This window comes from Citrobacter europaeus (assembly GCF_037482245.1).
Lineage (GTDB): Bacteria > Pseudomonadota > Gammaproteobacteria > Enterobacterales > Enterobacteriaceae > Citrobacter > Citrobacter europaeus.
Window position 1 is genome coordinate 3,715,743 of record NZ_CP148084.1, and the last position, 24,512, is coordinate 3,740,254.

Sequence of the window (24,512 nt, forward strand, 5' to 3'; positions counted from 1 at the left end):
CCCTCAGAACAATTCTTGGCTATTTGACAATATTATAACGCCTGATGTTTTATCAAATTCGCAAGATACGCAAACAGTTTGAGGCATACAACAATGAAACCAGCATCCGTTATCATTATGGACGAACACCCTATTGTCAGAATGTCGATAGAAGTACTACTCGAGAAAAACAGTAATATTCAAGTAGTGCTGAAAACCGATGACAGCCGTACGGCAATAGAACACCTGCGCACGCACCCGGTCGATCTTGTCATTCTGGATATTGAACTACCTGGCTCTGATGGGTTTACATTACTCAAAAGAATAAAGTCATTGCAGGAGAAAACTCGGGTACTGTTTCTGTCCTCAAAATCTGAGTCATTTTATGCCGGGCGTGCTATCAGGGCCGGTGCAAATGGTTTTGTCAGTAAACGAAAGGATCTCAATGATATCTACAATGCGGTAAAAATGATTTTATCGGGATATTCTTTTTTCCCTTCGGATACCCTTAATTTCATTAACAATATAAATGCACAGAAAGGCGTCTTGAATGACATGCCGCTCTCTAACCGCGAGGTTACCGTTTTGCGTTATCTGGCAAACGGGCTGTCCAATAAGGAAATTGCTGAGCAGTTGTTACTCAGCAATAAAACGATTAGCGCTCACAAGGCGAATATCTACTCCAAGCTCGGATTACACACCATCGTTGAGCTGATTGATTACGCAAAAATGCATGAATTAATGTAATAACACTCCCGGCGAGATGTCGTTCGGGAGTGTTTTGTCAGCACATTGATTAGTTATAGTTAATCATAAACGTGGCATCAGCCCTGGCGAGACCAGGCTGAACCCCGTCTGCTAACGCGATATAGTTGGCGAAAAAGGTCAGCGTGGCATTGCCGTTCTCATCAATCCCCACGGTCTGGCTGGCCTGTTCGAGCGGCAATCGCGTGCGATCGCTGTCATGCAATTCGATCGCCACCTTTTGCGCCATCACCGCATCATCAAGCGCCAGCAACGTCGTGCCTGGTGCCGGTGTTCCGGAAAACGTTATCGAAGCGGATCCCGGCGGGCAGCCTTCCAGCTTCAGCGTAAACGCGACCGGTTGCGTGGTCTCTCCACTGGTCTGAAGCTGCTTTGTCGGCCAGGTGCCTAGCTCCACAGACTTGTTGCTGTCGCTGGCAATTACCGCACAGGTAAAGTCCACCACGTTACCGCGCAGTTCAATATTGATTTCTCCCAGCGACGAAGCGGCATGGCACAACGAACTGAATGTCAGCAGAGACAGCATTGCCAGGAGTGTCCCTGCGGGGGGCGTTTGCTTGTTAGTCATAATCCACTCGCAGATAGCCACGGGCTGTAAAAGGTCCTTCGGTGGGCTTATTGCCCGTCACGCTGACCGGCCATGCCCGAATGCCCACGCTTGCCGCGGCGTTGTCGTCCAGTTGAAACGGAATCGTGCTGGACAGATTATTAGGCGTCAGCGGTCTGCCATTGCCGTCGGCGACAATAAAACCTAAATCTGAGTTATCAGAAACCATCATTTGCCCGGTGGCTTTCTCGGCCTCTACACGCATGGTTAAGTAGGCCTGTGCGGCGACGTTGGTGCATTTTATCGCCACCGTTTTGGTCTGCGGATTAATGCCTTCTGGCCGGTTTCCCGCCCCCGCCTTGCTAAACAGCGATGCGCCAATATCACCAAAATCAAATTCGACAATCTGTCCGGCGTTCACCTCACAGTTTTGTGGAACCTCCACCTTGCCGCTGTAGCTGATGGTGTAAACCGGCGTGCTTAACGCATCTCCGGTACTGGTCGTAACATAAACGCTGAACATCGTCTGCCGGGGGATCGGCACCATGTTAATAAACGGGCGGATCACTTTGAGTTTAAACACCAGCTTTGAATCCATTACGCCAAAAGGCTGCTGCTTAGATACGTTAGGGTGAGTCCCCATGCGGATATAATTACGCGGAGGATAAAACAACCCAGCGTAGCTGTCGGTGATGCTCATGGCCCCTAGCAGGTAGTCATTGAGCTTCAGGTACTGAAATCCACCCTCGGTACTTTGAACCGGCAGTTCAGTCACATAGCTTCTATAGGTGTAATTTACCGTTGTCCCAGCCGGACAGGTGGCATTAACGCCAACCCAGCCCGATTTTTCCGGTAACGTCACGACCTGACCCGGCTGGTTGTTGCTGCTGTTAAACACGTTCGACAGATCGTAAAAAACATCCGTTGGTGTGCCATTCGAGTTTTGGCAGACCGTCGCCCAGGACGAATGGGCCATCAGCAGTAAAGCACTTCCCAGTAACAAACCCGTTTGTCGTTTCATCGTATTATTCCTGTCGTGCCGTTGGAGATTCGCACGTCACGTTCGTGATCGTCACCGCCTGTTTCAGGCTCTCTTCAGGCAAGGCATAGCGCGCCGTGCAGCGAGCTTTTGCGCCTTCTCCCCATTGGATCAGCAACTCGCCTTTTAGCGGCAGACCACTGAGATAAATTTGCCCGTCTTCACCCACCATACTGGTCACACCGCTGGTGTTCTCCCGCACAACGGAACCAAACGGCACGGGTTTACCGGCATATTTCGCGGTAATCAGTGCCCGCACGCCGATTCGCGTATCAAACGCCGCCCGCACCAACGCCCCTTGCGTTGGCACTACGCTGCTGACGTTATTTTCCACATCGGTATTGTTGTTCATGGAATTGGTGTCTAACGCGACGCGGTTATAGCGATAGACGGTGGCATACGGCATCACCGCGTATCCACGCCAGTCGGTTTGAACGCCGGTCTGGTTTTCTATCCGCACCCCCTGCGCGCCAGGCGCTTTAATCAGCACGTTGGTATCGCCCAGAGGCTGACTGAGCGTAATGCCGTCCGCGTGACCCACCACGCCGCCGGAGAGTTGCCAGTTGTAGTCATGCTGGTCGCGGTCATAGTTGTATCCCACGCCGAGCGTGCCATAGGCCGCCTGCCAGTTGGCGCTGGCGTTTCCGCTATAGCCATTGGTGCTACTGTGCCCTTGATTCACGCTGTAGCTCAGGTTGCGTCCATCCAGCAGCGTACCGCCGACTCCGCTCTGCCAACTGTTTTGTCCGTTGCTATTGCGGTTGGCATTAAAGGTGGCGTAGGTGCGATCGAGGGCGTTGTCACGCGAGTAGCGCCGCCCGCTCAGCAGGCTGAACGGGACTGACATATTGAACGCCAGAATACGGTCGGTGTCGGAGATGCCAACCGATTCATTCCACGACCAGGAGAGTGAATAGCTAATCCCCTGCCAGCCACTGGCATAGCCTACCTGGTACCAGGTATTGGTATCTGAGGTATTCCAGTACGTTTGCTGACTACCCGAGACATACAGCGATCCGTAATCCCCCAGATTCTGCGAAATGTTTATCTGGAAACGACCTTTTTTGCTGTAGCTCAGGTTGTGGTAGCTCTTCACATTGGGCACGTCGTGGCGATTGCCCTCACTGTCGTATTCGTACTCATAGCCTTCCATACTGCGGTACGCGACGTCATCGAGGGTATAGAAGCCACGCGTTGAGTAGCGATACCCCAACAGCTGGAAGTTAGTGCCAAAATTGTTCAACGATTTCGCATACAGGAAACGCAAAGACTGCCCCTGGTGCGTACTGTCATCCGCCAGTTGGCTACGCGCGTGGGTAAGATCGACAGAAACCGCCCCCCAGTCCCCGAGATTTCGACCAGTGCCTAAAACCATCGCGGTGTAGCGTGAAGCCAACTGCGTACCACCATATGCGGTGTAGCCTTCTGGTAACCCGGCAATTAATGTTCCCTGGAAAAAGAAAGGTGAGGATTGCTGGCTATTGCCACTGCGAAAATCCCCGGCGACCACGTCATACTTGAAACGCCCTTCTCGCTGTAATAAGGGAACCGTTGAGTACGGCACCGTATAGCGTTGCTGACTGCCGTCTTTCTCATCCACAGTGACCTCAAGGTCACCGCTGGATGACGTCGGGTTGAGATCGGTTATCGAGAACGCGCCGGGTGAAACATAGCTTTGATAAATCACATAGCCATTCTGACGAATGGTCAGTTTCGCTGCGGTACGCGCAATGCCGCGAACGGTAGGCGCATAGCCTTGTAAGCTGTCAGGATACATACTGTCTGAGGAATAGAGCCGCGCACCGCGAAACCCGACGCTGTCAAAAACGTCGTTGCCGGTGTTGCTGTCGCCCATCACCAGTTCGCCTTTCAGCGGGATAATTGCGCGCTGAAGCCATGTACCGATGTTTTTCCAGCTTTGTGAATGGTATCCATCGCCCTTGGAATAGCTCCACGCGCCGTTATTTCTCAACCGCCATGGGCCATAGTTCAGACCACTGAGCATACTCAGGAAATAGCTGTCCGCATCACTGCCGCGACTGCCGGTAAAACTGTAGTTAACCAGCGCAGCTGGGATCCCTTCATCCCACTCTTCAGGTGGGATATAGCCACGCGCGCTGTTTAACATCGACGCTTGCGGCAGGCTGACGTTGAGGCGCAAGGTAGAAAAATCAAATGCAATCTCGCTGCCTGGAATCGCTTCAGGCAGATTGATGCAGGTATCGTTCGGGTCCTTACTGAGTGCCGGAAACGCGGCGATATTGACGCCAAGGCGTTTCACCCAGTCGAGTCCAAAACACGGCATCAGCCCACCAGACTTCTCCCCGGCTTTTCCCGCACTGGTCGCAAAACGAATATCCTGAGTGGCCACAAACTCATCGTTGCGCCAGATATCCACGCGATAAACGCCTTCAGGCTGGTGATTGCCTTTTTCAAAGCGTGATAAATCCGCCACGGTTGCCGTATCCGCAGATAAAAAGGCCGGATTAAAATAGCTTTCCCCATGGCTTAAAGAGGGAAAGAGCGCCGCCAGCGTGGACAACGCCACCCCTGCCAGCGGTGGAGTAACCCCCGGTAACAGGCCAGGAAAATACGTTGTCTTATTCATCGTTATCTCAACGCACGCTAACCGTTTTGGCCGGAGTCACAGCGCCATAATCATTGACCGTCTGGAACGTGACGTTGCCCTGAACGCCCGTTGGTAGCTGGATCTGCGCATCGCTTTTCGGCGCAACCATCACGTTATCGACCTTTGTTTTCCCCACATTGAGATTGACCAATGTGACGTAATACGCTGACGGATTATTGATTTTCAGGTGGTTACCGGAACGGGAAAACGTCAGCATCCCAGGCGCATCTTCCGGGATTTGCGGCAAATTATTCGGACGGACGAAAAGTTTGATACGTGACAGAATCGCCAGTTGCAGAACATTTTTGCCCTCAAGGCTGTTTTTATTGACTGACGGAATGGCTTTCACATTCATCCAGAACAGAGACTCACGATCTTTGGGCAGCGGTTCGCCGGCATAGATGATACGCAGCGTATTTTCGCTTTTGGGCTCGCTGACAAACAGTGGAGGCGTAACCACAAATGATTTTTCTTTAACGCCTGCGCTATTCTCAATCCAGGAATTTACCAGGTAACGCTCTTTGGTATCGCTATTGCTGATAGACAGGGATGTTTGTTTGGCATCAGCCGGATAAATAACGCGAGTGGCGCCTAATGCAATACCGCCGGCAGCCTGAACACTGGCAGCAGAAAATAAGGCCAGTAAAAGGATAAAACCTGATTTCAGATAATTAGACATAGCTACAAATACCTTTGATGCGATTATCGTTGGGAAATAAATCAGGGATAAACCAACGTAAACCACACGTCTGAACGAAGCATTCCCGGCGTTATATTTTCCGAGACAGCCCGATAACGAGCAGTGAAATGAAACGTCATCTCTTGCGTTATAATCGGCGCATAATGAAGCGGCAGTGCATTCGGAATAATTTGCCGTTGGCGCTCGTCAAATAACGCCAGACCGATCCCCGAAGCCGCAGAAGCATCGCCGCTGGCAAGGAAAACCTGCGGATCTTCCGCTGGCGTCACGCCCGCAAACGCAATCCCAACATGGTCGTAGACATCAGAACTGCACGAGGTTAAACGCAGTGAAAACGGTACGCTGGTAGAGGCAAAGCTTCCCGTCCCGGAGAAAGCATTAGTGCGATATTGCCCCATTTGCACCCGCATATTCTGACTGTCAGTGGCGACCGTACAGGCTCCGTTGACCAGTTGCCCGCGTAGGTGGACGCGGCCACTTTCCAGTATTACCGTATGTGCAAACACGGGCATTACGCATAGCATTCCCGCCAGCGCCACGCCTTTCCCTATCATCTGCCGCATCCTTCATCATCCCCGGATATTGCCTCATCCAATGAGGCGTACTGCATCCTTGCGCAAATCAAAACGGCTTATTCGTACTTCATGATGAACGTCGCGTCAGCATTTGCCTGACCCGGCGTTGCGCTTGCAGCAGTGGCTTTATAACGCGCAGAGAAACGCAGGGCGTTGGTCCCTTCAACCAGCGCCTGAGCGGTAGAGAAGGTGGCTCCATCCGGCTTCAGCGCGGTGGACGTATTGTCCAGAATTTCAATCCCGACGCCGCTGGCAGTAGTACCGTTGTCTGCAGAAGTGACGGCCAGCAGGTTGTTATTGGTAATATCAGACTGACCAGAGAAAGCAACGGCTGCGGTTGCGGCAACTTTCGGGTCACAGTCGTTCAGGACGATAGAGAACGGAATTTGTGCCGTCGTATCACCCACTGCGGCAAAACTGGCAGTACGATACTGGCCTAAGGTGACAACCTGATCGGATGACTGAGTACTGACTGCACAGGCTGCATTGACCAGTTCACCTTCAAAATGCACAGTACCGCCGCTAACGCTTACCGGATCGGCCGCAACCGCCGCACCTGCGACTAACATCAGGCTGGCAATAACAGAAGAGGTCATTAATTTACGTTTCATGGATTTCCCTTGAATTACACACATCCGGCTCCGGCGTCCTGCGGGATCCGTTTGACTCATTATCGACATTAAATGTCAGGCTAATTATCTCTGCATCCTGTAAAGATATATCTCGCAAGAGAATTAGCTAACCGTTTACCCCAACTCTCCTGAGTATTTGATTCACTAATTTATCTTCGCGAATATGACTATTCGTCACAGCGATAAATTAAACATTTCAATTAATGAAAAATACCTGCAATTCCTTTTAATGGCCCTGGCTAATTCTTAATAGGCCCCAGGAAAAATCTGGGTGAAAATGAGGTAAAATCACCCAAAATTAAGCGTAACAGACTGGTTTGCGACGCATTACCCATGAAAAGACCAGGGTGATGAGTTGTTTCATTCACGTTAACTTTAATTAGCATGCTCATTAATTACCCGTAAGGCTTTAGCCTCTGACCTGACCCCTTTCGCCGGCAGTAACGCCCCCTATCGCACGTAAAAACGCAAACGAAAACTGACAGCACGTCCCGCTTCTGACAAAATAGCAGCATCCCCTTCGGTTTAACGTAACAGACGGAATCCTCTCTCTGATGGCAGCAAAGATTATTGACGGTAAAACGATTGCGCAGCAGGTGCGCTCTGAGGTTGCTCAAAAAGTTCAGGCGCGTTTAGCGGCTGGATTACGCGCCCCAGGCCTGGCTGTTGTGCTGGTAGGTAGCAACCCGGCTTCGCAGATTTATGTTGCGAGTAAACGCAAAGCCTGTGACGAGGTGGGGTTTGTCTCCCGCTCCTATGACCTGCCTGAAACCACCAGCGAAGCGGAGCTTCTTGAGCTGATCGATACGCTCAATGCAGATACCACCATCGACGGTATCCTGGTACAGTTGCCGTTACCTGCGGGTATCGACAACGTTAAAGTGCTGGAGCGTATTGCGCCGGATAAAGACGTTGACGGTTTCCACCCGTATAACGTCGGTCGCCTGTGCCAGCGTGCGCCACGCCTGCGTCCGTGTACCCCACGCGGCATTGTAACCCTGCTTGAACGTTACAACATCGACACCTACGGTCTGAATGCGGTCGTCATTGGCGCGTCGAATATTGTTGGTCGCCCGATGAGCATGGAGCTGCTGCTGGCAGGCTGCACCACCACCGTCACCCACCGGTTCACCAAAGATCTGCGCCGCCATGTTGAACATGCTGACCTGCTGATTGTTGCCGTCGGCAAACCTGGCTTTATACCCGGCGAGTGGATCAAAGAAGGTGCGATTGTGATTGATGTCGGCATCAACCGTCTGGAGAATGGTAAAGTTGTTGGCGATGTGGTCTTTGAAGATGCTGCCGCACGCGCGTCATATATCACGCCGGTACCCGGCGGCGTAGGCCCAATGACGGTCGCCACACTTATCGAAAACACGCTGCAGGCGTGTGTTGAATATCATGATGTAAAGGACGTTTAAAATGGCCACATTTTCACTGGGTAAACACCCACACGTTGAACTCTGCGATTTGCTGAAGCTGGAAGGCTGGAGCGAAAGCGGTGCCCAGGCAAAAATTGCTATTGGCGAAGGGTTAGTGAAGGTCGATGGCGCTGTTGAAACGCGTAAACGCTGCAAAATCGTTGCCGGTCAGACCGTCAGCTTTGAAGGCCACAGCATTAACGTCGTAGCGTGATCCCGGTGCCGGATAAGGTCATTCCTTGTCCGGCCACCTCCCCTCTCTTTTTCAGATAATGACTTCACCGCCGCTTCACAGTGAACTGTTAGCATGTTGTTTTTCCACATGAAGCGATCATCATGCCAACAATTGTTACCCACGTTGCCGTTCCGCTCTGTTTAGGGTTAGGTCTCGGACTTAAAGTCATCCCCCCGCGATTACTGTTTACAGGCGTCATTCTGGCTATGCTGCCGGACGCCGACGTACTGTCTTTTAAACTTGGCGTCGCCTACGGCAACGTGTTTGGTCACCGTGGTTTTACCCACTCCCTGCTGTTTGCTTTTGTCGTGCCGCTGCTTTGCGTAGTGATTGGCCGACGATGGTTTAAGGCGGGATTGATTCGCTGCTGGCTATTCCTGACGGTATCACTGCTGTCGCACAGTCTGCTGGATTCTGTCACCACCGGCGGCAAAGGCGTTGGCTGGCTGTGGCCGTGGTCGGATGAACGCTTCTTCGCGCCGTGGCAGGTGATTAAAGTCGCGCCGTTTGCGCTATCACGCTACGCGACCCCTTACGGGCACCAGGTGATTATTTCGGAATTATTATGGGTGTGGCTACCGGGAGTGATGATGATGGGTGTGCTGTGGTGGTATAGACGTCATTAATAGTGCCTGATGGCGCTAAGCTTATCAGGCCTACCGATCATTGCATCGTAGGCCGGATAAGGCGTTAGACGCCATCCGGCAATAGAGAGTTACTTACGACGCCAGGTGGTGCCCTGCGGGCCGTCTTCCAGCACGATGCCCATCTCGTTGAGACGGTCACGCGCGGCGTCGGCTGCCGCCCAGTCTTTCGCCTTACGGGCGTCCAGACGCTGTTGGATTAACGCTTCAATTTCAGCAACTTCACCGTCATCCGCCTGCGCACCGCTTTGCAGGAACGCTTCTGGATCCTGTTCCAGCAGTCCCAGCACGCTGGAAAGCTTACGCAGATGCGCAGCCATGCCGTTCGCCGCCGCCATATCTTCACCCTTCAGACGGTTAACCTCACGCGCCATATCAAACAGTACTGAGTAGGCTTCCGGCGTATTGAAGTCATCGTCCATCGCTTCAATAAAGCGCGCCTCAAAGGCTTCGCCACCAGCAGGAGTAACGGATTTGTCGGTGCCGCGCAGCGCGGTATACAGACGCTCCAGCGCAGAACGCGCCTGCTTCAGGTTCTCTTCGCTGTAGTTTAACTGGCTACGGTAATGACCCGACATCAGGAAGTAGCGGATGGTTTCGGCGTCGTAGTACTTAAGTACGTCGCGCACGGTAAAGAAGTTGCCCAGCGATTTGGACATTTTCTCGCGGTCAACCATTACCATCCCGGAGTGCATCCAGTAATTGACGTATTCACCGTCATGCGCGCAGGTGGACTGAGCGATTTCGTTTTCATGGTGCGGGAACATCAGGTCTGAACCGCCGCCATGAATATCGAAATGGTTGCCCAGCTGTTTGCAGTTCATTGCCGAACACTCAATGTGCCAACCCGGACGGCCTGCGCCCCACGGAGACGGCCAGCTCGGCTCGCCTTCTTTGGACATTTTCCACAGCACGAAGTCCATAGGGTTGTGCTTCACATCAACCACGTCAACGCGCGCACCCGCCTGCAACTGTTCCAGATCCTGACGTGACAGTTGACCGTAATTCGGGTCAGTCGGCACGTCGAACATCACGTCGCCGTTATCAGCCACGTAAGCGTGACCTTTGGCAATCAGCTGTTCAGTGATTTCAATAATCTCAGCGATATGGTGCGTAGCGCGCGGCTCCAGGTCCGGGCGCAGAATATTCAGCGCGTCGAAATCGCTATGCATTTCCGCGATCATTCTGTCGACTAACGCCACAAAGCTTTCGCCGTTTTCATTCGCGCGTTTGATGATTTTGTCATCAATATCGGTAATGTTGCGCACATACTTCAGCTTATAGCCGAGGAAGCGCAGATAGCGCGCGACGACGTCGAAAGAAACAAAGGTACGTCCGTGACCAATATGACAGAGATCGTAAACGGTAATACCACACACGTACATGCCGACTTCCCCGGCATGAATAGGTTTGAATTCCTCTTTTTGGCGCGTCAGTGTATTAAAGATTTTTAACATCGAAGATTCCGTGTAGACGTGTGTGGATAGTAAAGTCTGTATAATACCCATAATTTAGACCGGAAGCAGCACACTTTGCGAGGTGATCGCAGCTTGCGGTTATGCTATAACACACCCCTAACTCTGACCCTTGACGGGGTCGAAGCACCAATCTATCGGAACAGGATGCAAAAATGGTTACTTTCCACACTAATCACGGCGATATCGTAATCAAAACGTTTGATGATAAAGCGCCTGAAACAGTTAAAAACTTCCTGGACTACTGCCGCGAAGGTTTTTACAACAACACCATTTTCCACCGTGTTATTAACGGTTTCATGATCCAGGGCGGTGGTTTCGAGCCAGGCATGAAGCAAAAAGCCACGAAAGAAGCGATCAAAAACGAAGCGAACAACGGTTTGAAAAACACCCGTGGTACGCTGGCGATGGCGCGTACTCAGGCTCCGCACTCCGCAACCGCACAGTTCTTCATCAACGTTGCAGACAACGACTTCCTGAACTTCTCCGGCGAAAGCATGCAGGGTTGGGGTTACTGCGTGTTCGCTGAAGTTGTTGAAGGCATGGACGTGGTTGATAAAATCAAAGGCGTTTCCACCGGTCGCAGCGGTATGCACCAGGATGTGCCTAAAGAAGACGTCATCATCGAAAACGTGACCGTCAGCGAGTAATCGTGACGACACTGTTTATTGCAGATCTTCACCTCTGCACAGAAGAACCGGCGATCACCGCCGGTTTTCTGCGTTTTTTAGCCGGCGATGCGCGAAAGGCCGATGCGCTGTACATTCTCGGTGACCTGTTTGAAGCCTGGATTGGCGACGACGATCCTAATCCGCTGCATCATGAAATGGCCGCGGCGATAAAATCGCTGGCGGATTCCGGCGTTCCCTGCTTTTTTATTCACGGCAACCGTGATTTTCTGCTCGGCAAACGTTTTGCCCGTGAGAGCGGCATGACCTTGCTTCCCGAAGAAAAAGTGCTCGACCTGTATGGCCGCAGGGTGCTGATCATGCATGGCGACACCTTATGCACCGACGACGCGGGCTATCAGGCATTTCGCGCCAAAGTGCATCAACCCTGGTTACAGAAACTGTTCCTCGCCCTGCCGCTGTTCGTTCGCCAGCGAATCGCTGCGAAAATGCGCGCCAACAGCAAAGCGGCCAACAGCAGCAAGTCGCTGGAGATCATGGATGTGAATCAGCAGGCCGTTATCGCTGAGATGGAAAAACATCAGGTTCAGTGGTTAATTCACGGCCATACCCACCGCCCGGCGGTCCACGAACTTACTGCCAATGAGCAACCTGCTTTCCGCGTGGTATTAGGCGCATGGCACAGCGAAGGTTCGATGATCAAAGTCACACCACACGACGTTGAACTGATCGTATTTCCGTTTTAATTCTGCAGATATCCAGTTCCTCTTTACACAAAACTATTCGAGTTGCATCGAGGCGGCAAATCTGTGAATCCCCTGGAGCTTACAAAAGTAAGTGACTGGGGTGAGCAGATGCAGCCAACAAAGAGGCAGCTTGAAGAGTGAAGTGTAAAGCGCGCAATCGTTTTCCTTGACGATGAATTATGCTATTCTCTGTGCCCTCAAAAGCCGAGTGTAGTGCACCACAGGAGTTTTCAGACGCATGTCTTCCCGCAATAATCCGGCGCGTGTCGCCATCGTGATGGGGTCCAAAAGCGACTGGGCTACCATGCAGTTCGCCGCCGAAATCTTCGAAATGTTGGACGTTCCACACCATGTTGAGGTCGTCTCTGCTCACCGTACCCCAGACAAACTGTTCAGTTTCGCCGAAGGCGCTGAAGAGAACGGCTATCAGGTGATTATTGCCGGTGCCGGTGGTGCTGCACATTTGCCTGGAATGATTGCGGCGAAAACGTTGGTGCCTGTTTTAGGCGTTCCGGTACAAAGCGCAGCGTTGAGCGGCGTAGATAGCCTTTATTCCATCGTTCAAATGCCTCGCGGTATTCCGGTGGGCACGCTGGCGATCGGCAAAGCGGGCGCGGCCAATGCGGCCCTGCTGGCCGCGCAAATTCTGGCAACACACGACAAAGCCTTACACCAGCGTCTGAACGACTGGCGCAAAGCGCAAACCGATGAGGTGCTGGAGAACCCGGACCCGCGAGGTGTCGCATGAAGCAGGTCTGTGTACTCGGTAACGGTCAGCTAGGACGCATGCTGCGCCAGGCCGGCGAGCCGCTGGGCATTGCGGTCTGGCCCGTCGGGCTGGACGCTGAACCGGCTGCCGTTCCTTTTCAACAAAGCGTGATCACTGCTGAGATTGAGCGCTGGCCGGAAACGGCGCTAACCCGCGAACTGGCGCGTCATCCGGCGTTTGTTAACCGCGACGTCTTCCCGATTATTGCCGACCGTCTGACGCAAAAACAGCTTTTTGACAAACTCAACCTGGCGACCGCGCCATGGCAACTGCTGGCGGATAAAAGCGAATGGTCTGCGGTGTTTGACAAACTCGGCGAGTTGGCGATTGTGAAGCGTCGCGTCGGCGGCTACGACGGTCGTGGGCAGTGGCGTTTGCGCGCAAATGAAATCGAACAACTGCCGGACGATTGCTACGGCGAATGCATCGTTGAGCGGGGAATCAACTTCTCCGGTGAAGTCTCCCTGGTTGGCGCTCGTGCGCACGACGGCAGCACCGTCTTCTATCCGCTGACCCATAACCTGCACCAGGACGGCATTCTGCGCACCAGCGTAGTCTTCCCGCAGGCTAACGCCAGACAGCAGGAACAGGCCGAAGCGATGCTCTCTGCCATCATGCAGGAGCTGGGCTATGTCGGCGTGATGGCAATGGAGTGTTTCATCACCCCAGAGGGTCTGCTGATTAACGAACTGGCTCCCCGCGTGCACAACAGCGGGCACTGGACGCAAAACGGCGCCAGCATCAGCCAGTTTGAGCTGCACCTGCGCGCCATTACCGGCCTGCCGCTGCCGACGCCGGTGGTGAACAATCCTTCGGTGATGGTAAACCTGATCGGCAGCGACCTGAACTACGACTGGCTGAAGCTGCCGCTGGTACACCTGCATTGGTATGACAAAGAAGTGCGTGAAGGGCGTAAGGTGGGTCACCTGAACCTGAGCGACAGCGATACCGCGCGCCTTAGCGCCACGCTGGAAGCGCTTATTCCCCTGCTGCCGCCGGAATATGCCAGCGGTATCATCTGGGCGCAGTCAAAGCTGAAATAAGTTGATACGGGGGCGTACATACACACGCCCCCGTTTTTTACAGACGGATACAGGTTCCGGCTTTGCCCGCCAGCGTATCTTCAATACGTGACAGCGCGCCAATCCATGCCGGTTTTCCACGTCGTTTCACATATTCGCTGACGGCGGTCACTTTTGGTCCCATCGAACCATCGGCTTTAGCAAACGGTGCCAGTTCATCAGGGGAGGCCTGACGAATCGCGCGCTGCTCCGGCGTCCCCCAGTTTTCGTAGACCGCATCGGCATCGGTAAGAATAACCAGACCGTCGGCGTCGATCTGTTCAGCCAGCAACGCTGCCGCCAGGTCCTTATCGATGACCGCTTCAGCCCCTAATCCCTCGCCAGTGACGGGGACGCCGCCGCCCCCGCTACAAATCACCACATGCCCTTCTTTAAGCAAGAGCTTAATGGCATCACTTTCTACGATCTGGCGAGGCTCAGGCGAGGCGACAACACGCCGCAGGTATTTGCCGTCACGCTTCATATGCCAGCCGTAGGTGGCTTCCAGTTGCGTTTGTTCTTCGGGCGAATACACCGGGCCGATAAATTTTTCCGGTGACATAAACGCAGGATCGTCCTCGGATACCACAATACGGGTTAACACTGTGGTCACCGGCGGCATCTCCGGTTCTGCGGTCAGGCTCTGGGCCAACATATAACCAATCATGCCCTGCGTCTCGGCCACCAGCACATCCAACGGGTAAGGTTCAACCTCCTTCCAGGCAAGATTCTGTAACGACAGCAGGCCAACCTGCGGTCCGTTGCCATGAACGATAGCCAGGCGGTATGAACGCGCCAGACGCGCCAGGGCGGGTACAGCACTGGCAATATTACGGTATTGATTTTCTGCCGTCAGCGCCTCGCCGCGCTGCAATAATGCGTTGCCACCGAGAGCAACAACCAGCGTTTTCATTCCCTATCCTTCTATGATTTGTTGTCCAATCCAGAACCCTAACAGGGTGTCTGCGCCGGAGGTGTGCCCAAGCGCCAGCAGCGAATTTATCGCCGCATCCAGCCTTTCCTGGCGACGCAGAGCATGGGTGAAGTGGAGTAGAGGTGAAGCAAAGTACCCTAGCGCCGCGTAGCGCAAGTAACTCACGCTAACCACTGTCGTCGCCTGTTCAAGGTTGCCGGAGTAATCAAAGAAACGGTGCCCGGAGTACTTATTCAGCGCGCCGAAATACCATGCGGCCAACAGCATACCGGTCAACGTGTCATCATGGCTGGGCGTTAAACCAGGTCCTTTGCCTAACCACTGTCGCCAGTCTGTCGACAAGCCGGCAAGCGCCGAGAAGAAGCAGTGGCGAAACTGGCGCAGCTCGGGGCACAAAGGCAGGCTTGCCGCCAGCATTAACGGTCCGAATAATCCCGTTTCCTCGCCGCGATCCATCCAGGCCGGTGCAAGGCGCGGGGCATGGGGGCGATAGGTTATTTGCAATGAACAACGACGCTGCGGCTGGCGTAGCAGATACGGCCCCAACACAATCCCCCCGGGGACAGCCAGAGGGATGTCACTACCACTTAACGCCGCACGCAGCGCATCAAAGTCATGCGAACGGATCACCCATCCCCCAGGGCTAAAGCCGCTTCCATGGCGATGCAGCGTTAACAGTGCGCCCCCTTCGGCCACAAGGTTAATCGAGCGCCGCCAGACGCCAGACAATTGCCATGACTGGCGAAAATCCGCAGACTGCTGACTGCCCATCAGAGGACGGATGATCATCATGCGCGGCTCTCTTAGCTAATGCCCATACTTTCAGCCAGCGCTTCCAGAGCCAGCTCAAAGCAGGCCAACGGCGCACGGACCGTACCCGCGCCAATCTGGCCAATACCGGCCTCTTTATGGGCGATACCGGTATTGATCAGCGGCGTAATCCCCGTTTCAACCACGCGACGGATATCGAGCCCCAGGCAGGCCCCCTGGAAGTCCCAGCCGGGGATCTGCAACTGCATATTGCGTTCCAGATAGATTTCAGCCATCTCCTCGGAAACGGACTTCGCGGCCTCCATCCCGCCTGCACCGACAAAACGCGTTACGCCTGGTGCGGCGATCATTGCCGCGCCGCCGATACCAAAAGTTTCGGTGATGGCGCTATCGCCCATATCCGGATTAGCCTGCTCCTGCGAAAAACCGGTAAAGAACAGCCCCTGCGGTGTGTTAACAGGCGCGGTAAACCAGCGATCGCCAAGTCCGCTCACGCGAATACCGAACATATCGCCATTACGGGTCATTGCGGTCACAATACTGCCGGAACGCACCATTGCTCCGGCATCCATTGCCGCTTTGCAGTAAGCCATCGCCAGGTTAAGGAAGAACTGGTCGGTCACACTGAGGAAATCCATCACCTCAGCAATCTGCTGCTTATCCTGTTCCAAACGGGCAATTTGCGGCGCCAGCGTACGCATCAACAGGGCTGAAGAGGCAATGTTGCGCTGATGGAACTCATCGCCCATCGTTATGCCCTGCGCCATCATGGCGGTCAGGTCAATACCCTGCTCCAGGGTGCTCAGCGCTGCGCTTAAGACCGGCATCAGAACATCACGCATCCAACGTAAACGCTGCTGGACATCCTCACCATACGCGCCGAAACGCATCACCTTGCCGATACCTTCGTTTAGGTTGCAGTAAGCCCGGTTCCCTTCTGTGATGTTTTCTACTACCAGCATCGGCATGCTGGCAGAAGTGATCCCGCCCATCGGCCCCACCGCATTAACATGATGGCAAGGTACAAAATTGACTTTTCCCTGCTCCAGTAATGCCAGTGCGCTCATTTCATCATTGGCCCACCCTTCAAAAAGACATGCACCAATGCAGGCCCCTTTCATCGGGCCGGTCATCTCTTGCCAACGCATTGGCGGTCCCGCATGAAGCAGCGTTTTTCCTTCATTAAGTTCGCTGATTAACGAGGACGCGGGTTGCACATCCAGCCAGTGCGGACGCGCACGACGAATTTCTTCGATTACTGCAGCATTGGCTTGCGCCACTGATGTAAACATTGGAACCCCTTATTGCAAACGTTCTAATAAACGAGCCAGTTTTTTATTACCGCCAGCGACAGGCGCCCACTGGTAATGCACCACCGGCTTTTCTGCCGCCTGTAAATCCAGCGCAAAACTGCGTAACCCGGCATTAATAACCGCTACTTTTTCCAGTAGCGAAGGTGCGGATTGATGAGATAACGGTTGAGATGGTCGAATCAGTTCGGCGGCAAGCAGTGTTGCCTCAGGCAGCGAACTCACCACGGCAATTCCGGCATCTTCCAGCGTAGCGATTTGCAATGAACGACACTGCGGGTCACCTTCTGTACCAGTCACCGTCGCAATCGCAAACAATGGTTGGTCGATGTCTCGGGCAACACATGCCTTCTGCCAGGCCTGAACCAGTGACGCAGCAGGATCTGCCGTCGCCCCGTAGCCAATCACGACATCCACCAGCAGCACCCGCACTTGTGGTTGTGAACCCAGATCCGTAATAAGTTGATTACGTAACGCAGGGTCGATCATCGGATGCGGTCGCCCAACGGTGTAAAAATCATCCCCCAGATCGATAATCTGGTGCCCGGCGGCATCCAGCATCATGCCGTGATGATGCTGTGCATCCGCAGCAACGTTCAGGTGCGCGGCCAGCAGCCCCGCGGCTTCGGCAGCCAGCGTACCTCCGGTATAGAGCCCCCGAATCAGGCCATCTCCCGAAGCAGTAAGCGCACTGCGTCGCGCCGTGACTCGCGCCAGCAAACAAGCGAGACGAGCCGCATCATCCAGCGTCGATGCAAACCAGACGTTCTCATCGCGGGGCGCTGTGCAGGTGTAACCTAAAAACAGGGCTACCACAGGTTTGCCCGTGGCTTTCATCGCCGTGACGATATGCTGGCGAACAGCCTCTGCCGGTGGTTTTGACACAAAGGCCAGCACCTGGCTTTTATCATCTGCGCCGAGCATATCCAGCGCGGTAAGCGCACTAATGCCACCCACCTCGGCGCTCAGGTCGCGACCGCCCAGACCGATGGCGTGAGTGATGCCTTCCCCGGCCAGCGCTATCTGTGAACAGAGCTCCTGGATCCCTGTGCCGGATGCGCCTATCACACCAATGTTGCCTTCCGGCATCACGTTGGCAAAAGCCAGCGGCGTACCGGCGATCATGGCAGTTCCGCAATCCGGTCCCATCACCAGCAGACCTTTATCTTGTGCGCGACGCTTCAGATTGATTTCATCTTCCAGCGTGACGTTGTCGGAGAACATCATGACGTTCAGGTTGCGATCCAGCGCCTGGTTCGCCAGCTCTGCTGCGTATTCGCCAGCAACAGAAATTAACGTCATATTCGCTTCAGGTAGTTTCTGACACGCGCTCTCCCAGCGTCTGACCTGCAGGAGCGTTTGGCTCCCCCCGGTTGCCTGCGCCAACTGCTGCAACGACTCATCCAGTTGCTGCAAAATGGCCTGGGTAATACTTTCATCCGCCGTTTCAGTACGAATAGCCACGCAAATATCATTCGGCGTTGCCTGATTAAAATCGTCATGCCAAAACCCGGTCGTTTCCAGCAACGATTTATTCGCTGGCGTTCCCATCATGACCGAAACATCATCTACATTTTCGGACTCACTCAGCTTGCGTGAAATAATCATTAAACTGACAGAGTCCTGAAAACACCCTTTTTTAATAAAGGCGTGAATCATAACAACCCCTTAATAATTGCACCCATGGCAATTGCACGAGTAGTGTTAATGTGGAGCTCAAGGTATATATCCGACATCACAAATAGAGTGATTAAAATCACATACAATTTATTAGCAAAAGAATTTTAATAACCACCACAGGATTACATGCTATTTTTTAACGGAATTTTTATTTAAAAAGAAATGGCAAATCAGCACTGATTATCAAATAAATTCTAACTATATTTTTTTGCGTGTCTGGATCACATAATCTATTTATATTCCCGGTATGTTAACGGCAGTCATGCTTCACACCGTCGTTAAAAAGGAAGACAGATGAAAATCAGTCGGGAAAAACTCCACCAGCTTATCGAGAATAAGCTTTGCAAGGCCGGACTAAAACGTGAGCACGCCGCAACGGTTGCCGAGGTATTGGTTTATGCAGATGCCAGAGGTATTCACTCTCATGGCGCCGTACGCGTTGAATACTATGCCGAGCGCATTTCAAAAGGCGGCACTAACCGCGAACCCACATTTCGTTTTGAAGATACCGGTCCCTGCACAGCGATTTTGCACGCCGATAATGCCGCCGGGCAAGTCGCAGCAAAGATGGGTATGGAGCATGCAATTGAAATTGCTAAAAAAAATGGTGTCTCCGTTGTCGGCATTAGCCGAATGGGACACAGCGGAGCCATTTCTTACTTTGTGCAAAAAGCCGCTCGCGCAGGCCTGATTGGCCTCTCCGTATGCCAGTCCGACCCAATGGTCGTACCGTTCGGCGGCGCAGATATTTACTACGGCACTAATCCGCTAGCCTTCGCCGCACCAGGGGAAGGAGACGATATCATAACCTTTGATATGGCGACGACGGTGCAGGCCTGGGGAAAAGTTCTGGATGCCCGCTCGCGCAACGAAGCGATCCCAAACACCTGGGCTGTCGATAAAAATGGCTCGCCGACCACCGATCCTTTTGCAGTCAATGCGTTGCTTCCCGCCGCCGGACCTAAAGGCTATGGTCTGATGATGATGATCGATGTGTTATCCGGCATTCTGCTGGGATTACCGTTTGGTCGTCAGGTCAGTTCAATGTATGAAGATTTACATACTGGACGTAATTTAGGCCAACTGCATATAGTAATTAATCCTGAGTTTTTCTCCTCCAGCCAATTATTTCGTCAGCATCTCAGTCAAACCATGCAAGAGTTAAATGCTGTTACTCCTGCACCTGGTTTTAAACAGGTTTATTACCCCGGACAGGATCAAGATATTAATCAACGCAATGCTGCGGCCCATGGTGTCGACATTGTTGACGAGATTTATCAATACCTGATTTCCGATGCCCTCTATATCAAGTCATACGAAACAAAGAATCCCTTTGCGCAATAATTATTGAAACAGGAATTTCAGATGATCAACCATTTTCGTCACGCAATAGAAGAAACCCTTCCCTGGCTCTCTTCCTTTGGCGCAGATCCTTCCGGTGGGATGACGCGCCTGCTGTATTCGCCAGAATGGCTTGAAACACAACAGCAATTTAAAAAGCGTATGGATGCCAGCGGCCTTGAAACGCGCTTTGATGAAGTGGGCAATTTATACGGTCGCCTGCGCGGTAGCGAATCCCCGGAACAGGTAATTTTAAGCGGCTCGCATATCGATACCGTCGTCAACGGCGGCAATCTTGACGGTCAGTTTGGTGTGTTGGCGGCTTGGTTAGCGATTGACTGGCTTAAGACCACCTACGGCGCACCGCTGAAAACAGTCGAAGTGGTCTCGATGGCAGAAGAAGAAGGCAGCCGTTTCCCGTATGTCTTCTGGGGCAGTAAGAACATTTTTGGGCTGGCGAATCCCGATGATGTCCGCAACATCCAGGACGCCAAAGGCACGCGTTTTGTTGATGCGATGAACGCCTGCGGCTTTACTCTCCCCACCAAACCGCTTCACGCTCGCACTGACATTAAAGCCTTTGTTGAATTGCACATCGAGCAAGGGTGCGTACTTGAAAGCAATGGTCAGTCCATCGGGGTTGTCAGCGCGATTGTCGGACAGCGTCGCTATACGGTAACGCTGAATGGAGAATCCAACCATGCGGGTACAACGCCGCTAAGCTACCGTCGCGACACTGTTTACGCCTTCAGCCGCATCTGCAGCCAGTCCATTGAGAAAGCGAAAAAGCATGGCGATCCCCTGGTGCTGACCTTTGGCAAAGTTGAGCCGCAGCCAAACACCGTTAACGTAGTGCCCGGAAAAACGATCTTCACGATCGATTGCCGTCATACCGACGCCGAAGTGCTGCGTGATTTTACCCAGCAACTGGAAAATGATATGCGCGCCATCTGTGATGAAATGGATATTGGCATTGATATCGATTTATGGATGGACGAAACGCCGGTCCCGATGGACACAAAACTGGTCGCCACTCTCACTGAACTGTGTGAAAAAGAACAACTGAACTACCGGGTGATGCACAGCGGCGCGGGCCACGATGCGCAAATTTTCGCTCCTCGTGTGCCAACCTGCATGATTTTCATGCCCAGCATTAACGGTATCAGCCACAACCCTGCTGAACGTACAAATATTAACGACCTTGCCGAAGGGGTCAAAACTCTGGCATTAATGCTTCATCAACTTGCCTGGCAGAAATAAGGAGTCAACAATGGGATATTTGAATAACGTCACGGGTTACCGCGATGATTTACTGGCTAACCGCGCAATTGTAAAACACGGTAACTTCGCCCTCTTAACCCCCGATGGACTGGTTAAAAACATCATTCCGGGTTTTGAAAACTGTGACGTCACCATCCTCTCAACGCCAAAACTGGGCGCGTCGTTTGTTGATTATCTGGTGACGCTACACCAGAACGGTGGCAACCAGAGCGGTTTCGGCGGCGAAGGGATTGAAACGTTCTTATATGTTATTTCTGGTAACATTGAGGCGAAAGCGGAAGGTCAAACGTTCACTTTAACTCAGGGTGGATACCTGTATTGCCCGCCAGGCGAACTGCTCACTTTCAGCAATACTCAGGCAGAAGACAGCCAGTTGTTTTTATACAAACGTCGTTACACGCCAGTAGCGGGCCATGCGCCGTGGCTGGTGTCCGGTAACGCCAACCAATTAGAACGTATTCATTATGAAGGTATGGATGACGTGATCCTGCTGGATTTCCTGCCTAAAGAATTGGGCTTCGATATGAATATGCACATCCTGTCGTTCGAGCCGGGTGCCAGCCACGGTTATATCGAAACACACGTGCAGGAACACGGTGCTTATATTCTTTCAGGCCAGGGAGTATATAACCTGGACAATCAGTGGATCCCGGTGAAAAAAGGCGATTACATTTTTATGGGTGCTTATTCCCTGCAGGCCGGATACGGCGTAGGTCGTGGAGAAGCATTCAGCTACATCTATTCCAAAGATTGCAACCGGGATGTGGAGATCTAACGGCGTACAGCCCGCCTGATAATTTTTTATTTAGCTATGTTGGGTTTTGCCACGGTTTATACCGTGGCTTTTTTTGCTTAACGCTGATTTACCGTCTGGCCCAGTTTCATCGCACAAGCGATATTGCGCGCGCAGTGATAGAGATTGGTTTCGCCGCTCGCCAGCACTTCCGCCAACGGGGCGAGCCGCGGCAAAATACTGAATACCGCATCAATACCATGGTCATGGACCACCTCCACGCCTTCCCCCAACACCCCTGCGATACCAATAACGGGAACATGATGCTGCATGGCCACCGACGCTACGCCAATTGGCGCTTTACCGCCGACCGTTTGTGAATCAATACGCCCTTCACCGGTAATAACCAGCGCCGCGTCTTTGATTGATTGCTCCAGCTTTACTGCCTGCAGCACAATCTCAATGCCTGGTTTCAGGTTGGCCTGCAGGAAGATAACCGCAGCAATCCCCATTCCTCCAGCCGCCCCACCGCCCGCGACCTGAGCAACATTCTCACCGGTCAGCGTTTGTAGCACACGGGCATAGTTGAGTAACCCTTCCTCCAGCATTTCAACCATTTCAGGCGTGGCCCCTTTCTGCGGGCCGAATACTCTTGCAGCGCCGCGCGGACCAACCAAAGGGTTATCCACGTCACAGGCAACGTCAATGCGACATGCTTCCAGCCGCGGATCACACTGTTGCATATCGATGCTCGCAAGACGAGACAAGCTGCCGCCTCCCGCATTTAATGACATACCTTGCGCATCAAGAAAACGCACGCCAAGCGCCTGAGCCATCCCCATACCGCCATCAACCGTGGCACTCCCGCCAATACCAAGAATAATATGACGAATACCGGCATCCAGCGCATGCCGAATCAGCTCACCGGTGCCGTAACTTGAGGCCAGGAGAGGATTGCGCGCTTGCGGTTCGACCAGCATCAGCCCACTCGCCGCCGCCATTTCAATAATGGCGGTCTTTCCGTCACCGGTCAGGCCATAAAATCCCGTAACCTTTTCCCCCATTGGCCCGCAGACTTCCACAGAGATGACTTTTCCCCCTGTTGCCGCCACCATCGCATCCACGGTCCCTTCTCCGCCATCAGCAACCGGCAAACAAATATATTCCGCCTCCGGGAATATGGCTGAAAATCCGGCTTTAATTGCCTGGCAGCATTGGTCAGCGCTTAAGCTCTCTTTAAACGAATCTGGCGCAATTACAATTTTCATCATCAATCCTTTTTAATCATGCTATTTAATGCGTTCCCATGGAATAAGATTTTCCATAAGCACCGCCAGTAAAATTCCCACCAGCAAGCCATTACTCAGTAATGGTCGAATAGTCAGCGGAAGATCTTGTAAATACACCGGAGGCAACCCCATCAAAAAAATGCCGACAAACAGCGGGAGCGCCAGTCGATAAATATTCCGCGCGGTAAAGGTGATTTGTTGGCTAAATACCAGACCGGAATAGAGCAGCGGAAGATAAGAAACCAGCATCACGGCACTGCTGATTGCCAGCGGTATGGCGCAAAATAAGCGGGTTAACGGCGTCACTATCGCCACGAATAAACATAATACGCTGCCGTAAATAAATGATGTTCGCGAGCTGTCGCCGGTCTGCGTTAACAGGCCGATAGAAGAAACAAAAGGTGAAAATGGAATCACGGCTAAAGGCACTGTCACCAGCGTCATAAAGCCGGAAATGATAAAGCATCGGCGGTAACGCGAGCTGCTGGAGCCTTGCTGCGCATAAAATACGTCCGTGCCACGTACCGCGCCATAGGTATTACTAATATTCACCAGACCGGTGATAACGGCCGTCAGAATAATACCCGGTAACAGTCTGCCATGGCTGCCTAACGGGAACCACTGCCAGCTTAATTCGCTGGACGGCAGGGATGCTGATGGAAAACACAATCGCCAAAGTCCCCACCCCACTACCGCCCCTACCAACAGGGCATAGCGTGAGATCCGCTGTGGTAAAAAGATGATCATCGCAAGGATGAAGCACATTACGGCAACAGCCAGGCTAAAGGGTGCAAGTTGAATTTTGACGCTGGTATCAGCAATGCCAAAGGGCAAACCCAGCATGCCCTTAAAAAAGATGGTGGTCAGTTGCGCACCGAGCAGCAGCATAAAAAAGACCATGACTGTCGGGGTAAAAAGCCGGGCTAATCGATGTCCTAAGCCACTAAAACCGATAATCATCGTCAGCACAGCGGAAATGACAATCCCGACAGACAGGCTGGTGGCGATATCATTAAGCGGGGTTCCGCGCGACGCCTCAGCCAGAGTAATCGTCAAAATGGTTCCCCACCATAAACCGGTTGGCCCTTCCATAATAGCGCGACGATGGCCACAAATTACCTGAGCAAGACAGGCCAGCGACGTCGTTAAAAAAGCGTACTGCGTAAGCATTAGCAGATTGCTGGCAGGGAGATGAAAAGCAGAAACCAGCGTTGGCGGGACCACGACCGTATTACAAAAAATAAAGAAAAACCACTGAAAGCCGGATAACAAACTTTCGCGGTTAATAACAGGAAGCATATTCATACCTTAAAATAGAGAATGCCCG

At 52.8% G+C, this 24,512-nt stretch carries 24 protein-coding genes; 11 read left to right on the forward strand and 13 right to left on the reverse strand.

Going from position 1 to position 24,512, the window contains the following annotated elements; translation table 11 throughout:
- The first annotated feature begins 93 nt into the window (after positions 1-93).
- The gene (gene fimZ, locus WHR59_RS17540; RefSeq protein ID WP_043015484.1) at positions 94-726 is read left to right on the forward strand and encodes a fimbria biosynthesis transcriptional regulator FimZ; all 633 of its coding nucleotides are present in this window, start codon (positions 94-96) and stop codon (positions 724-726) included.
- A 49-nt stretch (positions 727-775) separates the two neighbouring features.
- On the opposite strand, the gene sfmF is transcribed toward fimZ, so the two are convergent.
- The 6 genes from sfmF to fimA all read right to left on the reverse strand — a co-directional run bounded on the left by sfmF (position 776) and on the right by fimA (position 6,845).
- Complete coding sequence (gene sfmF / locus WHR59_RS17545; RefSeq protein ID WP_231125753.1) at positions 776-1,270, reverse strand: fimbria assembly protein; 495 nt, start codon at positions 1,268-1,270, stop codon at positions 776-778.
- 34 nt (positions 1,271-1,304) lie between these two features.
- On the reverse strand, positions 1,305-2,312 hold the full coding sequence (gene fimH / locus WHR59_RS17550) for a type 1 fimbria D-mannose specific adhesin FimH (RefSeq protein ID WP_043015482.1): 1,008 nt from the start codon (positions 2,310-2,312) through the stop codon (positions 1,305-1,307).
- Between the two features lie 4 nt (positions 2,313-2,316).
- Positions 2,317-4,938, reverse strand: coding sequence for a fimbrial biogenesis usher protein (locus WHR59_RS17555; RefSeq protein ID WP_213733173.1), 2,622 nt, complete (start codon positions 4,936-4,938; stop codon positions 2,317-2,319).
- A gap of 7 nt (positions 4,939-4,945) precedes the next feature.
- Complete coding sequence (fimC, locus tag WHR59_RS17560) at positions 4,946-5,638, reverse strand: type 1 fimbria chaperone FimC (protein ID WP_047412892.1); 693 nt, start codon at positions 5,636-5,638, stop codon at positions 4,946-4,948.
- 41 nt (positions 5,639-5,679) lie between these two features.
- Complete coding sequence (fimI, locus tag WHR59_RS17565; protein ID WP_047412895.1) at positions 5,680-6,213, reverse strand: type 1 fimbrial protein subunit FimI; 534 nt, start codon at positions 6,211-6,213, stop codon at positions 5,680-5,682.
- A 77-nt stretch (positions 6,214-6,290) separates the two neighbouring features.
- Positions 6,291-6,845: a type 1 fimbrial major subunit FimA gene (gene fimA / locus WHR59_RS17570; RefSeq protein ID WP_338843339.1), complete on the reverse strand. Its 555-nt coding sequence runs from the start codon at positions 6,843-6,845 to the stop codon at positions 6,291-6,293.
- A gap of 575 nt (positions 6,846-7,420) precedes the next feature.
- On the opposite strand from fimA, the gene folD reads away from it, so the two are divergent.
- The 3 genes from folD to WHR59_RS17585 all read left to right on the forward strand — a co-directional run bounded on the left by folD (position 7,421) and on the right by WHR59_RS17585 (position 9,148).
- Positions 7,421-8,287, forward strand: a complete 867-nt coding sequence (gene folD, locus WHR59_RS17575; protein ID WP_003021887.1) for a bifunctional methylenetetrahydrofolate dehydrogenase/methenyltetrahydrofolate cyclohydrolase FolD — start codon at positions 7,421-7,423, stop codon at positions 8,285-8,287.
- A 1-nt stretch (position 8,288) separates the two neighbouring features.
- A complete protein-coding gene (gene ybcJ, locus WHR59_RS17580) occupies positions 8,289-8,501 on the forward strand; it encodes a ribosome-associated protein YbcJ (protein WP_016152124.1) in 213 nt (70 codons plus the stop codon).
- A 122-nt stretch (positions 8,502-8,623) separates the two neighbouring features.
- Positions 8,624-9,148 (forward strand): metal-dependent hydrolase, encoded by a 525-nt coding sequence (locus WHR59_RS17585; protein WP_338843340.1) that lies wholly within the window; start codon positions 8,624-8,626, stop codon positions 9,146-9,148.
- A gap of 89 nt (positions 9,149-9,237) precedes the next feature.
- Here the strand turns inward: WHR59_RS17585 and cysS are convergent, their stop codons facing one another.
- Positions 9,238-10,623 carry a cysteine--tRNA ligase gene (gene cysS / locus WHR59_RS17590; RefSeq protein WP_043015475.1) on the reverse strand — a complete coding sequence of 462 codons (1,386 nt, stop codon included), beginning with the start codon at positions 10,621-10,623 and terminating at the stop codon, positions 9,238-9,240.
- A 173-nt stretch (positions 10,624-10,796) separates the two neighbouring features.
- On the opposite strand from cysS, the gene ppiB reads away from it, so the two are divergent.
- The 4 genes from ppiB to purK all read left to right on the forward strand — a co-directional run bounded on the left by ppiB (position 10,797) and on the right by purK (position 13,828).
- On the forward strand, positions 10,797-11,291 hold the full coding sequence (gene ppiB, locus WHR59_RS17595; RefSeq protein ID WP_003021875.1) for a peptidylprolyl isomerase B: 495 nt from the start codon (positions 10,797-10,799) through the stop codon (positions 11,289-11,291).
- A gap of 2 nt (positions 11,292-11,293) precedes the next feature.
- The gene (lpxH, locus tag WHR59_RS17600; protein WP_338843341.1) at positions 11,294-12,016 is read left to right on the forward strand and encodes a UDP-2,3-diacylglucosamine diphosphatase; all 723 of its coding nucleotides are present in this window, start codon (positions 11,294-11,296) and stop codon (positions 12,014-12,016) included.
- A gap of 238 nt (positions 12,017-12,254) precedes the next feature.
- Positions 12,255-12,764 carry a 5-(carboxyamino)imidazole ribonucleotide mutase gene (gene purE / locus WHR59_RS17605; RefSeq protein ID WP_043015473.1) on the forward strand — a complete coding sequence of 170 codons (510 nt, stop codon included), beginning with the start codon at positions 12,255-12,257 and terminating at the stop codon, positions 12,762-12,764.
- Positions 12,761-13,828, forward strand: a complete 1,068-nt coding sequence (purK, locus tag WHR59_RS17610) for a 5-(carboxyamino)imidazole ribonucleotide synthase (RefSeq protein ID WP_338843342.1) — start codon at positions 12,761-12,763, stop codon at positions 13,826-13,828. Before purE ends, purK begins: the two co-directional genes overlap by 4 nt.
- 37 nt (positions 13,829-13,865) lie before the next feature.
- Here the strand turns inward: purK and WHR59_RS17615 are convergent, their stop codons facing one another.
- Genes WHR59_RS17615 through WHR59_RS17630 form a run of 4 tightly spaced genes read right to left on the reverse strand, consistent with a single transcriptional unit; the run spans position 13,866 to position 18,520 of the window.
- Positions 13,866-14,759: a carbamate kinase gene (locus WHR59_RS17615; protein WP_338843343.1), complete on the reverse strand. Its 894-nt coding sequence runs from the start codon at positions 14,757-14,759 to the stop codon at positions 13,866-13,868.
- 3 nt (positions 14,760-14,762) lie between these two features.
- Entirely contained in the window at positions 14,763-15,572 is an 810-nt protein-coding gene (locus WHR59_RS17620; RefSeq protein ID WP_181230675.1) for a DUF2877 domain-containing protein, read from the reverse strand.
- Positions 15,573-15,583: 11 nt separating this feature from the next.
- The gene (locus WHR59_RS17625) at positions 15,584-16,843 is read right to left on the reverse strand and encodes a DUF1116 domain-containing protein (RefSeq protein ID WP_047412928.1); all 1,260 of its coding nucleotides are present in this window, start codon (positions 16,841-16,843) and stop codon (positions 15,584-15,586) included.
- A 9-nt stretch (positions 16,844-16,852) separates the two neighbouring features.
- Positions 16,853-18,520: an acyl-CoA synthetase FdrA gene (locus tag WHR59_RS17630; RefSeq protein ID WP_047412930.1), complete on the reverse strand. Its 1,668-nt coding sequence runs from the start codon at positions 18,518-18,520 to the stop codon at positions 16,853-16,855.
- 315 nt (positions 18,521-18,835) lie between these two features.
- Between WHR59_RS17630 and allD the strand changes: the two genes are divergently transcribed.
- The 3 genes from allD to allE are packed head-to-tail and all read left to right on the forward strand — an operon-like array spanning position 18,836 to position 21,938.
- A complete protein-coding gene (allD, locus tag WHR59_RS17635) occupies positions 18,836-19,885 on the forward strand; it encodes an ureidoglycolate dehydrogenase (protein ID WP_047412933.1) in 1,050 nt (349 codons plus the stop codon).
- A 21-nt stretch (positions 19,886-19,906) separates the two neighbouring features.
- A complete protein-coding gene (gene allC / locus WHR59_RS17640; protein WP_043015466.1) occupies positions 19,907-21,142 on the forward strand; it encodes an allantoate deiminase in 1,236 nt (411 codons plus the stop codon).
- Positions 21,143-21,152: 10 nt separating this feature from the next.
- On the forward strand, positions 21,153-21,938 hold the full coding sequence (gene allE / locus WHR59_RS17645; RefSeq protein WP_043015465.1) for a (S)-ureidoglycine aminohydrolase: 786 nt from the start codon (positions 21,153-21,155) through the stop codon (positions 21,936-21,938).
- Positions 21,939-22,015: 77 nt separating this feature from the next.
- Here the strand turns inward: allE and glxK are convergent, their stop codons facing one another.
- Positions 22,016-23,164 (reverse strand): glycerate 3-kinase, encoded by a 1,149-nt coding sequence (gene glxK, locus WHR59_RS17650; RefSeq protein WP_043015464.1) that lies wholly within the window; start codon positions 23,162-23,164, stop codon positions 22,016-22,018.
- A gap of 21 nt (positions 23,165-23,185) precedes the next feature.
- A complete protein-coding gene (locus WHR59_RS17655; protein WP_043015463.1) occupies positions 23,186-24,484 on the reverse strand; it encodes a uracil/xanthine transporter in 1,299 nt (432 codons plus the stop codon).
- Positions 24,485-24,512: the final 28 nt, after the last annotated feature.